This window comes from Lacipirellulaceae bacterium (assembly GCA_040218535.1).
Lineage (GTDB): Bacteria > Planctomycetota > Planctomycetia > Pirellulales > Lacipirellulaceae > Adhaeretor.
Window position 1 is genome coordinate 1,547,186 of sequence record JAVJRG010000012.1, and the last position, 12,469, is coordinate 1,559,654.

Sequence of the window (12,469 nt, forward strand, 5' to 3'; positions counted from 1 at the left end):
GCAAATTCGCTGATAGCCAACAGCAACCTTTAACAGGAGACTCCCCGCCCATGGCCGCTGCCACGAAAAAGAAGAGCAAAGTCGCTCTCCAGCCTCTCGGAGACAAAGTTGTTGTCGAACGCGATGAGTCGCTCGACACCACCGCCGGAGGCATCGTCCTACCGGATTCTGCCAAGGACAAGCCAAGCCGTGGCACAATCGTCGCCGTGGGCACTGGTAAGCTGCTCGACGACGGTAGCCGTGGCTCGCTGCAAGTGAAGAAGGGCGACCGCGTTCTCTTTACCAGCTACGCCCCCGAGACGATCACCGTCGACGACGACGAGTTCCTGCTGATGAGCGAGAGCGATATTCTTGCTGTGATTGAGTAACTCATGACGCGAGATCAAGGCAGCCGCAACCAAACTTGGTTGCCGGAGCCTCTCTCGCAGCTCCCGGCAGCCTGTTAGGCTGCGGCTGACTTAAATAAGCCAACGACACCAAAACACATTCCAACAAACAGGAGCCACCACCATGGCCAAGATGATTGCCTTTGATCAAGAAGCTCGCGACGCGATGCGTCGTGGCGTTCAGAAACTCGCCCGTGCCGTCAAGGTTACGCTCGGCCCCAAGGGTCGCAACGTGATTTTGCAGAAGAGCTTCGGCTCGCCGACGGTCACCAAGGACGGCGTTTCGGTCGCCAAGGAGATCGAACTGGAAGACACCTACGAAAACATGGGTGCCCAGATGGTCAAGGAAGTCGCCAGCAAGACTTCCGACGTTGCCGGTGACGGCACCACCACCGCGACCGTCATGGCGGAAGCGATCTTCAACGAAGGCTTGCGTGCAGTGGTCGCCGGTGTGAACCCCGTGCAAATGAAGCAAGGCATCGAGCAAGCGGTCGAGGACATCACCGCAGAGCTCAAGAAGATGTCGATCAAGATCAAGAGCACCGAAGAGATGGCTCAGGTCGGTACGGTCGCCTCGAATGGCGACAACGAAATCGGCGAGATGCTCTCTCAAGCGATGGAAAAGGTTGGCAAGGACGGCGTGATCACCGTCGACGAAGGTAAGTCGCTCGCCACCGAGGTCGAGTGGGTCGAAGGTATGCAGTTCGACCGCGGCTACCTCTCGCCGTACTTCGTCACCGACCAAACTTCGATGGAAGCCGTGCTCGAAGATTGCTACGTGCTGATCCATGAGAAGAAGATTTCCAATGTGAAGGACCTCGTCCCTTGCCTGGAAGCGGTCGTTCAGTCGGGTAAGCCCCTCCTGATCGTTGCCGAAGACATCGAAGGCGAAGCCCTGGCGACTTTGGTCATCAACCGTCTCCGCGGTACGTTCAACGTCTGTGCGGTTAAGGCTCCTGGCTTTGGTGATCGTCGCAAGGCGATGCTCGAAGACATTGCCACGCTCACCGGCGGTCAGGCGATCTTCGAAGATCTCGGCATCAAGCTCGAAAGCATCGGCGTTGGTGAGCTAGGCCGTGCGAAGAAGGTGATCGTCGACAAGGACAACACCACCATCATCGAAGGTGCCGGCAAGAGCTCCGACATCAAGGGACGCATCGACCAGATCCGTCGCGAGATCGAGAACGCCACCAGCGACTACGACAAGGAGAAGCTGGAAGAGCGACTCGCGAAGCTCGCCGGCGGTGTCGCTAAGGTGAACGTCGGTGCCGCGACTGAAAGCGAAATGAAGGAGAAGAAGGCCCGCGTAGAAGACGCCTTGCACGCCACCCGTGCAGCCGTCGAAGAGGGCATCCTCCCGGGCGGTGGCGTCGCTCTGCTGCGTGCCAGCAGCAAGGCCAAGCCCGCCGACCTGCAGCACGACCAAGAGGTCGGCTATAACATCGTCCTGCGTGCCTGCCGTGCCCCGCTGACCAGCATCGCCAACAACGCCGGCCAAGATGGCGGCATCGTCTGCGAGAAGGTCGTCGAGAGCAAAGGCAACAACGGCTACAACGCCGCGACCGACGAGTACGAAGACCTGGTGAAAGCCGGCGTGATCGACCCGATGAAGGTCACCCGCACGGCCCTGCAAAACGCCGCCAGCGTCGCCACGCTGCTGCTCACCAGCGACGCCCTAATCGCCGAAGCCCCAAAGAAGGATAAGAAGGGTGCCGGTGCCCCTGGCATGGATGACATGTATTGAGAAACGCCGCTCGCGGCGTAGCCGCAGGCTATAAAAGCTGAACGTCTCCGAAGCCCCGGCCGCAAGGTCGGGGCTTTTTTGTGTAGGGTAGAGATGTTCTAGGCGAAATAGCTTCGTGGCAAATTATTAGCCCCGGCGTTTACGCCGGGGAGGCAAGCTGGAAATCCAGTCGTTCGAGCGGAAAGTTCAGCGTACCGGCGGCGTTTTATCGAGACCGAAATCTAGCCGCGGCCTCGTTTTGTCTAGGTTCGTGGGCGACCTCGGCAATACGCCGCCCGCAGTCGACGTTCTCTGCTCGGTCGATGCTCTCGGATCCACGTTCACGCCGGGGCTATTAATCTAGTATGTGGTTTGTGCCTCATGGCTCGTGGATCAGTATTCCCGAGAAAATTGTTAGCCCCGGCATTTATGCCGGGGTATTCTATCGACTAACAGTTCGCTAGCCCCGCTCACGGGTCTTATCTTTGTTCACGCTTGAGCCAATCATGTCGCGCAACTACTACAGCGAAATCAACCTGCACATCGTTTGGCACACCAAGGAAAGTCAACCAGCCCTGATCAACGAAGTCGAGAAAGCAACTCATCAGTGCATCCGTCAACGAGTGATCGACACGCCCGACGCGTTCATTCATGAGATCGGCGGAATCAACGATCACGTTCACCTCGCCGTTACCATCGCACCGACGATCCTGGTAAGCAATTTCATTGGTCAGCTGAAAGGTGGTTCGGGGCATGACGCGAATCAAAAGCTCGGTCGCAAAGTTATTCAGTGGCAGGCAGGCTACGGGGTAGTGAGTTTTGGCAAGCGTGATTTGCCTTGGGTGATCAAGTATATTCGCAACCAGCGCGAACATCATCGCGTGGGTAGTATTCATCAGCGGTTGGAAACAATTGAGCAGCGAGAAGACCCGTAAACGGGCCTATTTGGTGCCGCTATCGAACTGGACCCCGGCATAAATGCCGGGGCTAATAACATTTCAAATTTTAGGCCAGTCTTTTCTCGCAGGAGCCTCCCCATGTCCCAATTCGGCCACCTCATCCTCACCGACGAGCCCACCGTCCGCGAGGTTTGCTCAACCTGGACGCCCTCTCTGCCTGAGCCCAAGGAGGTGGAGATGAAGAACCCGTTCACGGGCGAGTTGATGAAGATCAAGACGCACTTCGCGCCGCCAGAGGGACGCAAGGCACCCGACGAGCAAGCGTCGACTGAGAGCGTCGTTGAAGCGTTTCGCGAGCAGGCGGCTCTGTGCATCGATTTCCAAGTGCATAGCCTAATGCGCAAAGATTTCATGGACGAAAAGAAACCACTGTTCATGGGCGACCGAGATGAAGAGGGCATCACGGTCGACCTGATCCCCACGGAGTTCGAGGAGAAACTGGTCCCCTACTTCACCGAGGAACTCGGCGAGTACGCTGACCAGGCCGTGCGTCGCGAACGCGGGCTATCGTTTTTCGTGCTGATCGACGACTTCTGATTGCCGCTGCTGTCTCTGCGCGAAACTGATGTGGCCCACAACTTTTTTAGCCACAGATATTACGGATGACACGGATCATATTGGCGGGCAAGTCTGACTCCGCTCTCAAAAAATCCGTGTCATCCGTGCAATCCGTGGCCCAAATTACGGATTGCCTCTCCAAACTGAGAGAAACCCGATACAATGCGAGCAGGACATCTAACTGATTGCGATCGAGGAGAGGGATATGCTTAAAGGACTTGGAAATCTCGCCAACTTGCCGGGGATGCTCAAACAGGCCCAAGAGATGGGCGGCAAGATGCAGGAGATGGGTGAACAGCTCAAAACCAAGCGGGTGACTGGCAACTCCGGCGGGGGGATGATCGAAGTCGAGGCCAACGGCGTGGGGGAAGTGCTTGCCGTGCGGATCGACCCTTCGCTGATCGAGAAACAGGACAAGGAATTGATCGAAGACCTCATCCCGGCGGCCATCAATGCGGCCCAACAGAAGGCAAAGCAGCTTCACGCGGAGATGATGCAGGAGCTGACCGGCGGGATGAACATCCCCGGCTTGGGGGACGCCCTGGGCTCTCTCGGCGGTGAGGACCCGCAACAGAGCTAAGTCTCTCTGAGCTAAGCCCCGAAAAAGCTCTTCTCGGCAGAAAAATGCTTAGGTGTGAGACTAGGTAAAATCCCTTCTCGCCATAAAGATAGCTGTTTCATGGCCCGGTTTTTCTAGGCTTAAACCTGCTTTTCGGGGTAGAATTCGATTGGGGCTGATAGGAAAAACAAGGGGCTTCTGCGCGACAACCCTGTCGCGGCAAGTAGCAAGCGAGCCTGTTTGATCTTCGACAGGCGGCCTCGTTATGTTAATGATCCGCTCCAACGGCGAACCAAGCGGTTTGCTCCAACGTTAACACTCAAACAATACAAGCCAGCTCAAACGGAACTGATTTCGGATGCGACTCTCCCTCGGCCAAAGCATGCAGATGTCTCAGAAGCAGGTGCTTGCACCGCGGATGATTCAATCGATGGAGATTCTGCAACTGCCGATCCTTGCTCTGCAAGAACGCATCGAGCAGGAGATGGAAGACAACCCCGTGCTCGATCAGATCGAGCCCACGGGCGATGAGTACGACACGGACGAAAAGGTCAGCCCCGATGCGCCGGCTGATGGCGAGAAGGAACTGGTCGTCGACGAAGACCATAACAACCAGGACGACTTCGAGCGTCTGGAAAACATGGTCGAGAACATGCCGGACGTTTACGAAGAACGGACCGGCCCTTCGCGCGGGGAGATTGAAGCTGAGGGAGACCGGCGCCACGACCAAATGGCGAACATGGTCGCGCGACCCGAATCGCTGCACGATTACCTTGAGCACCAACTCAGTTGGTACGATCTCGACGAAGAACATACCCGCTTCTGCGAACGGATCATCTACAACCTCGATTCCAACGGCTACCTAAAGTCGCCGCTGGAAGACTTGCTGCCTCCCGCGCCAAGCGAGCTCAACGGTGCGGCCGAGAAATGGCGCGAGGAACAGCTCAAGCTTGCCGAGGAGGCACTCGCCACAGTGCAGCGACTCGACCCGCCGGGCGTGGGCGCACGGAGCTTGAAAGAGTGCTTACTGCTGCAACTCACGCCTGGGTTGTTATTCTTCGAAGAGCTGCAGGTACTCATTGAGAATCACTTGGAAGACCTCGAGAATAACCGCCTGCCGTTGATTCAAAAGAAGACCGGCTTCGACCTGGAAACGATCAACGAAGCGTGGGAAGACCTCAAGACTCTCAAGCCGAAGCCTGGGGCGGAGTTCAATTCTTCAACCGTGGCCGCGGTCACCCCGGATGTATTCATCGATCGTAAAGAAGGGGGCGGATACACGGTACGGCTGGAAGATGGCGAGCTTCCCTCGCTCTACATCAGCCCGACACACCGACGAATGCTCCAACAGGCAATTGCCGCCAAGGACAAGCAAACGGTCGATTACATCAAAAAGAAAATCATGTCGGCGCAGTGGATCATCGAAGCGATCGAGCAACGCCGCAGCACGCTGACGAAAGTCTCGCAGGCGATCGTCGATCACCAACAACGGTTCCTCGACGACGGTCCCGAATACATCGAGCCGCTGAAGATGCAGCAGATCGCCGACAAGGTCGGCGTGCACGTCACCACGGTTAGTCGCGCGGTCGATGACAAGTGGATGCAAACGCATCGCGGTATCTTCCCGCTGAAGCGTTTCTTCGTTGGTGGCACCACCGGCGCCGATGGCGAAGAAGTCGCCTGGGATCGCGTGAGACAACAGTTGCAAGAGATTGTCGATAACGAAGATAAGAGCAAACCACTCAGTGACGATGCCTTGGTGAAAGAGCTCGCCAAAGAAGGCATCACCGTCGCCCGCCGTACCGTGACGAAGTACCGGAAGGCGATGGACATCCCTAGTAGTCGTCAGCGGAAAGATTGGTCGAAGGCTGGGAAGTAGCGTACAATAGATAGCATGGTCACTGAACAAGTACGCAATCTGCACAATGCTCGCCCCTTCAAACCCTTCACGCTTCACGTAGCGGATGGTGATCGGCTTCGCGTGAAGAGTCCCGAGTTCATGTGGATGACACCCGGGGGCCGTACGCTCTACGTGAGCCAAGGCGACGAGCAAGTAGCGATTCTCGATATGCTGCTCGTAACGCAGGTGACTATCGACAATGGGATGGAGATGCCTAGTCGAAGTCAAGAGAACTGAGCGATTACACCGCCTCGACATGCAATCCGCGCTTGCGTCGTTCTTGCCGTCGGACCTCGTCGATCATCGTGGCGACGTTGCGCACGTCTTCGATGCCGATTAGCTCGAACTCCGGCGTCGTCTTGTCACTCGAAGTAATCAGGACGCTTCCTACGCCCATCGCACGTTCGACGGGGCCTTGGCGGAAGGTGACGTCGTCGATGTCGATCGCTTCGATGCGGTCGATCTCTCGCCAGAGGAGGCCAGACTCATGCAAGAACCGCTGATTGGTGAGGTAGTAGTGGATGCTCATCTGGCGATAGAGCAACGTAAGCAGCGAGCCCAACCAGGCCAGGAGAATTATTCCCCCGACAACAAGCCAACCTGTGCCAGAGAGTTTCATCACCGCTGCGAGGATCAGCAACGCTACACTGAAGACCCCGGCAGTAGCCCAGGTGCCGAACATCGCCCGCTTTGAGTAACGCCCCTGCCAAAGGATTTCTTCCGGTTCGTCATCGTCGCCCCCCGACAAGGCCGCGGCGAATCGCTGCTTCGCATTCATGTCGGTGGCGATCTCACCGACAGGTCTGCCGCATTGAGGGCAGAAGATGGCGTCTTCGGGCGCATTGGCTTTGCACTGAGAGCATTTCATGATGCTAGCTTCTTCTTGGAAATGTGAGATTAGGTAACTTCGGGGCCAGCGAAAACTCGGAAATGAGCTTCTGCCTGTATGTATTCGCTTGAGGCGCTCCGATCTTAGAATCTGTTTTCCGCTGTAAGGTTGCAAGTGGTTTACTGCTTGGACGTGTCAGGTATCATACGTGGCATGAAATGTCCCTTCTGTCGCGTTGATAACGACCGTGTGATCGATTCGCGGGCCTGCCAAGATGGCTTCGCGATTCGCCGTCGGCGGAAGTGCAACTCTTGCAAACGGCGCTACACGACTTACGAGCGCATCGAAGAATCGACGATCAAAGTCGTTAAGAAAGATGGCTCGCGGGTTCCTTTCTTGCGGGAAAACATCCAACGCGGTTTGGAGCGCGCCTGTTGGAAACGTCCCATCAGCGACCGCGATGTCGAGCGGACCGTGTCGGCAATCGAAAACGACGTCTACAGCTCGTTCGAAGAGGAAATCGATAGCCGCCAGTTGGGCGAGCTCGTCATGGAGCATCTTCGCGACCTCGACGAAGTGGCCTTTGTCCGTTTCGCGAGCGTCTACCGTCAGTTTGCTGATGCGGGTGACTTTGTCGATGAGCTAAGACCTTTCCTCTCCGACGGCGGCCGCACACCACGTTAAGCGTCTTTCGTCTCACCCTAGCCCCCGGCGCAAGCCGCGGGGTTTGATCCTTCAGAGCGTTGCGCGACTGACGCTGCAAAGTGTGAGGCTTGCGCCACGGGCTACATTCTGAGTCACGCTCTGTTAGAATGCTTGCTTCTCAACTAGTCGTAGCGAGCAGAACAAAAGTATGTCGAAGCCGGCCCTCACGCCGATGATGCAACAGTATTACGACGCCAAGCAGACCGCTGGCGATGCGCTGCTCTTGTTTCGGATGGGGGATTTTTACGAACTGTTTCACGAAGATGCAAAGAAGGCGGCTGGACTGCTGGGCCTCTCGCTCACGAGTCGTGACAAGGGCGATCCCAAGGCTGGCAAAGAGCCGATCCCGATGGCGGGTTTTCCGCACCATCAGCTCGATCAGTATCTCGCCAAGATCATTGCCGCGGGAATGCGGGCAGCGGTTTGCGAACAGGTTGAAGACCCCAAGCAGGCCAAGGGAATCGTCAAACGCGACGTGACGCGCATCGTCAGCCGCGGGACGGTCACCGACGATTCGCTGCTTGCGCCAGAAGAAAGTAATTTCCTTCTGGCGATTGCCCACGGCGAAACCGCAAGCGATGCCGCTTGTGGCTTAGCCTGGATTGACGTTTCCACAGGTCGCTTCGAAGCCGCCAGTGTTGAGCCTTCTCGACTCGGTGACGAACTCGCTCGCATCGGCCCGGTGGAAATCCTCGTTGGTGAAGACCGCCCTGCCCTGCCCGCGGAGTGGACCGAAGGCCGCGTCATTACGAAGCGTCCGCCGTGGGCGTTTGGCCAGCAGGCCGCTCAGGCGTCGCTTGCCAAACACTTTGGCCCGCACGCTTTGGAAGGTTTTGGGTTCAACGATAAGGATGGCCCGGGGCTCGCCGCGGCGGGAGCGGTGCTGGATTACTTGAACGAAACTCAGCGGACGTCGCTCTCGCATATCGACGCACTGATTCCGCATCGCGTAGGGACGACACTCGAAATCGACGAGTCAACTCGACGTAGCTTGGAACTCACCCGGACGATTCGAGAAGGAACGCGCGAGGGTTCGCTCTGGGGCGTGTTGGACCGCACGGTCACCTCGATGGGAGCCCGACTGCTGGGCGACTGGCTGGCTAATCCGTTGACAGACGTCACGGCTATCACCGCACGGCATGATGCTGTCGAAGAACTCCTGAAAAACGCCTCGCTGACGACCACGCTGCGAGAATCGCTCCGCTCGATCTACGACATGCAGCGACTGCTCGCCCGCGTAACCACTGGTCGAGCGACGCCACGCGATTTATCGTTTGTGACTCGCACGCTCGCTTGCCTGCCCAAGGTGAAAGCCAAACTTGCCGATCGCGACTCTTCGCGCCTCGCTCAGCTTCATGATCGCATTGATCTCTGCGGCGAAGTTCATCAGCAGCTTAAAACGGCCCTCGAAGAAGAATGCCCCCTGACGGCTAAAGAGGGTGGCTTCATTCGCGCGGGTTTCAATGCCGAACTCGACGAGCAACGCGAACTCGCCAAGGGCGGCAAGCAGTGGATCGCTAAGTACCAGGCCGAGGCGATTGAACGGACCGGCATCCCCACGATGAAGGTCGGCTTCAATCGCGTGTTTGGCTATTACCTGGAAGTCACGCACGTCCACAAAGACAAAATCCCCGACGATTTCATTCGCAAGCAAACGCTCAAGAACGCTGAGCGCTACGTCACGCCCGAACTCAAGGAATACGAAGAGAAGGTCCTCGCCGCCGAAGAACGCTCGCAAACCTTAGAGTACGACTTGTTCGTCGAGCTTCGCGAAACAGTTGCCAACGCTGCGAAGCGTTTGCAAGCGACGGCTGCCGCTCTGGCGGAAATTGATTGCCTAGCGAGCCTCGCCGAGTTGGCCCGTTCTCGGAATTATGTTCGCCCCGAAATGGTTGCCGAAGCAAAACTCGAGATTCTTGGCGGTCGGCACCCGGTGCTGGATGTCACGGAGCCCGAGGGGACGTTCGTCCCTAACGATGTCAGTTGCGCGGGACTAGACGAGAACGCGCCCCTCACCTCAAGCCCCTCATTCCTCCTCATCACCGGCCCCAACATGGCAGGTAAAAGTACGTACATTCGCCAAGTGGCGCTCCTCACGTTGATGGCTCAGGTCGGCAGCTTTGTCCCTGCGGAGAAGGCGACCGTCGGCGTGGCGGATCGGATTTTCGCCCGCGTGGGGGCCAGCGACGACTTGGCCCGCGGGCGCAGTACGTTCATGGTCGAAATGACCGAGACGGCGCGAATTCTCAACACAGCGACCGAACGCAGCCTAGTCATCCTCGACGAAATTGGTCGCGGCACCAGTACCTACGACGGCCTCTCGCTCGCCTGGGCAGTGGTCGAACACCTGCACGACAAAATCGGTTGCCGCACGCTCTTCGCTACGCACTATCACGAGCTGACCGACCTAGCCGAGCAGCTTGTCGGCCTTGCCAACTACAACGTCGCCGTGCAGGAACACGAAGGAAAAGTCGTCTTCCTCCATCGCATCGTCCACGGCCCCGCGGACAAAAGCTACGGCATCCACGTCGCTCAACTTGCCGGGGTGCCAAGTGCCGTGAATACACGAGCGGCAGAAATCCTCGAGCAGCTCGAAGATGGTGGCTCAAATAACCACACGCCCGCTCTGAGTAATGGTAGAGCGAGCCAAAACGGTTCTCTACAGATGACACTCTTCGAGCTAGCCGACCATCCCCTGCTCGATGAAATCCGCGAACTCGATCTCGATTCAATGACGCCGCTGGAGGCGTTTGGGAAGCTCGCCGCGTGGCGCGAGCAGTTGGGCGCGTTGCAGGAGAGTTGAATAGCAGTAGGTCAGCCGCTTCCGATAACTATTGGGATTTCGCTATGGGTAGCGATTGGATTGACGAACAGCGCAAGGCGATTGAAAAGAAACAGGATGAACTGAGTGAATTCAGATCTCAAGTAACAAAGGAAAGGCCCCAAGTTTTGCCAGAAGACAAAGACGACGATTCCAAGGCCTCAGTGCGACAAACACGTAAGAATATCAAGCCTTATATCTACGTTTTTCTAGTCGTCGCGAATTTTTCGAATCTGCTCCGCGGTGCTGAGCAACTCTATAGGTCGCCCGAGAGAGTAACTTTGTCGTTTGAATCAGACCTAGTCAAGGTAGGCTTAGATGAGCAAGAGAATAAGCACTACTTTGTTGACGTACCGTTGCGAGAGTTCCCTTACGAGATTCAACTGAATCAGCACAATCGCACAGACTTGGTATTCTTGGCTTCAGTCAATTTGATCCTGCTTGGAACACTCTACTACTTCCATCGACGTGATCGACGAGAGATTCAAGAAGAATAGTTAGTAGGCCGCAGTTCGCTGGCGATCACTCCAGCACATGACTTGGCTACGAATCAGGCAGCCGCCGCCTCCACAACGTTGCCCACAAACCTGCGATCAACAACGCCACCGAGTTCGGCTCCGGCACTGCCCCCGACGCGGCTAGTGACGAAGGTCGTAGGTCGAGCCAGCTTGCCCCCAGATTCTGTTGCCACTCAAGGAAGCTACCCGTCGTGGTAGTGGCACCGAAGCCGGTGCCCCATTCGGCGAGGTCATCCCCGTCAACGATGCCGTCATCGTTGTAGTCGCCGGTGAGTTCGACGAACGGGTCAGAAAACAGTTCGCTATTGAGGAACGTGTCGTCGGTCAGTGTCTTCAAGAACGCCACCAGTGCTGCTTCCTCTGCCGCGGTGAATCCGAAGCCGCCGACGGGCAGGCCGGGTGAGAGGAACGGGTTGTTTTGGATACCGGAGCTGTAGTGCTCGACCACTTCTTCTAGCGTCGTAAACCGCCCATCGTGCATGTAGCCGTCTTGTGCTTCAACGTTGCGAAGGGAACTGGTTTTGAACCGCCCGCGTCCGGCCCCTTGGTCAGCCAGATTGTTGGCATCCAGTCCAATATTGAACAGATTGTCGCCCGACTGAGTGTTGGTCGCATGGCAGGTGCTGCAGCGTCCTGAACCGTGAAAAATTTCCGCCCCCAGTTGTTCCTGCTCGGTGAAGACGGCCTCAAAGTCTGGCGTCGTGGGATTCGCGGGAGTGAAGGCCGTGTCGAACTTCGATTGGTAAGAGTTCATCGAACGGACGAACTGAGCGAGCGCTTTGGAGATGCGGTCGTTGGTGATCTGGCTGTCGCCAAACGCTTCTTGGAAGAGTACCGGATAGAACGCGGTGGCCGCGAGTTCGCCCCGCAACACATCGAGATCGCCCCCCATTTCGACCGAGTTTTCAATGGGCTGTAACACTTGAATCTCTAGCGTGGCAGCGCGTTCGTCCCAGAAGAAAGCTTCGCGGCCATAAAAGGTGGAGTTCGCAAGCCCCATTGAATGACGATCGGTCTGCCCATCGACACCCGTGCTAAACTGATCGGGATCAGAAAAGTTGTTGGACTGCTGATGGCACGACGCGCAGCTAATCCCCTGGCTGTGAGAAAGTCGTTCGTCGTAGAACAGCACACGCCCCAAAGCAGCCCCTGCGTTGGTAATCGGGTTATCAACCGGCGTGTTGTTCTCCGCGGCCGTTGGCCCCGTCGTGAAATGCGTCGGTAGGCTGGTTACCGCGTAGTCAACATAGTCATCTGGCGTCGTAGGGATTGCTGGTACGCCGACGGTCTGTGCGTGGAGAGAAGTGCTGGTGAGGAGCGATAGAATCCCCACCATCGCGGCCGCAACCGCGATCCTTAGATGCCCATTCATGGTGCTTGCGCTGCTTTCAGATTTTGGGATGAGTTTCTTCTCGGTTCCGTCAACTGCCTCTCTCCCCTAAGCAGGCAGTTGGCTCCATTATGTACTAAAACCCACTGTAGCGAAAAGAGTTTCGCGAAAACTGAAAAAC

Annotated in this window: 12 protein-coding genes; 10 read left to right on the forward strand and 2 right to left on the reverse strand. The window is 56.9% G+C overall.

Going from position 1 to position 12,469, the window contains the following annotated elements; translation table 11 throughout:
* Nucleotides 1–50 precede the first annotated feature (50 nt).
* From RIB44_20085 to RIB44_20115, 7 genes are all read left to right on the forward strand, one after another.
* Entirely contained in the window at nucleotides 51–368 is a 318-nt protein-coding gene (locus RIB44_20085; protein ID MEQ8618881.1) for a co-chaperone GroES, read from the forward strand.
* A 142-nt stretch (nucleotides 369–510) separates the two neighbouring features.
* Nucleotides 511–2,130 (forward strand): chaperonin GroEL, encoded by a 1,620-nt coding sequence (gene groL, locus RIB44_20090; GenBank protein MEQ8618882.1) that lies wholly within the window; start codon nucleotides 511–513, stop codon nucleotides 2,128–2,130.
* 485 nt (nucleotides 2,131–2,615) lie between these two features.
* Nucleotides 2,616–3,044: an IS200/IS605 family transposase gene (gene tnpA / locus RIB44_20095; GenBank protein ID MEQ8618883.1), complete on the forward strand. Its 429-nt coding sequence runs from the start codon at nucleotides 2,616–2,618 to the stop codon at nucleotides 3,042–3,044.
* Nucleotides 3,045–3,146: 102 nt separating this feature from the next.
* The gene (locus RIB44_20100) at nucleotides 3,147–3,605 is read left to right on the forward strand and encodes a hypothetical protein (GenBank protein ID MEQ8618884.1); all 459 of its coding nucleotides are present in this window, start codon (nucleotides 3,147–3,149) and stop codon (nucleotides 3,603–3,605) included.
* 226 nt (nucleotides 3,606–3,831) lie between these two features.
* Nucleotides 3,832–4,206, forward strand: a complete 375-nt coding sequence (locus RIB44_20105; GenBank protein ID MEQ8618885.1) for a YbaB/EbfC family nucleoid-associated protein — start codon at nucleotides 3,832–3,834, stop codon at nucleotides 4,204–4,206.
* A 337-nt stretch (nucleotides 4,207–4,543) separates the two neighbouring features.
* A complete protein-coding gene (gene rpoN, locus RIB44_20110; protein ID MEQ8618886.1) occupies nucleotides 4,544–6,064 on the forward strand; it encodes an RNA polymerase factor sigma-54 in 1,521 nt (506 codons plus the stop codon).
* Nucleotides 6,065–6,079: 15 nt separating this feature from the next.
* The gene (locus RIB44_20115; GenBank protein ID MEQ8618887.1) at nucleotides 6,080–6,322 is read left to right on the forward strand and encodes a hypothetical protein; all 243 of its coding nucleotides are present in this window, start codon (nucleotides 6,080–6,082) and stop codon (nucleotides 6,320–6,322) included.
* A gap of 4 nt (nucleotides 6,323–6,326) precedes the next feature.
* Here RIB44_20115 and RIB44_20120 read toward each other — a convergent pair whose 3' ends face one another.
* On the reverse strand, nucleotides 6,327–6,953 hold the full coding sequence (locus RIB44_20120) for a PH domain-containing protein (protein ID MEQ8618888.1): 627 nt from the start codon (nucleotides 6,951–6,953) through the stop codon (nucleotides 6,327–6,329).
* 174 nt (nucleotides 6,954–7,127) lie between these two features.
* On the opposite strand from RIB44_20120, the gene nrdR reads away from it, so the two are divergent.
* From nrdR to RIB44_20135, 3 genes are all read left to right on the forward strand, one after another.
* Entirely contained in the window at nucleotides 7,128–7,598 is a 471-nt protein-coding gene (nrdR, locus tag RIB44_20125) for a transcriptional regulator NrdR (GenBank protein MEQ8618889.1), read from the forward strand.
* Nucleotides 7,599–7,767: 169 nt separating this feature from the next.
* The gene (gene mutS / locus RIB44_20130) at nucleotides 7,768–10,422 is read left to right on the forward strand and encodes a DNA mismatch repair protein MutS (protein ID MEQ8618890.1); all 2,655 of its coding nucleotides are present in this window, start codon (nucleotides 7,768–7,770) and stop codon (nucleotides 10,420–10,422) included.
* A 44-nt stretch (nucleotides 10,423–10,466) separates the two neighbouring features.
* Nucleotides 10,467–10,937, forward strand: coding sequence for a hypothetical protein (locus RIB44_20135; GenBank protein ID MEQ8618891.1), 471 nt, complete (start codon nucleotides 10,467–10,469; stop codon nucleotides 10,935–10,937).
* 46 nt (nucleotides 10,938–10,983) lie between these two features.
* Here the strand turns inward: RIB44_20135 and RIB44_20140 are convergent, their stop codons facing one another.
* The gene (locus RIB44_20140) at nucleotides 10,984–12,330 is read right to left on the reverse strand and encodes a cytochrome c peroxidase (GenBank protein ID MEQ8618892.1); all 1,347 of its coding nucleotides are present in this window, start codon (nucleotides 12,328–12,330) and stop codon (nucleotides 10,984–10,986) included.
* Nucleotides 12,331–12,469: the final 139 nt, after the last annotated feature.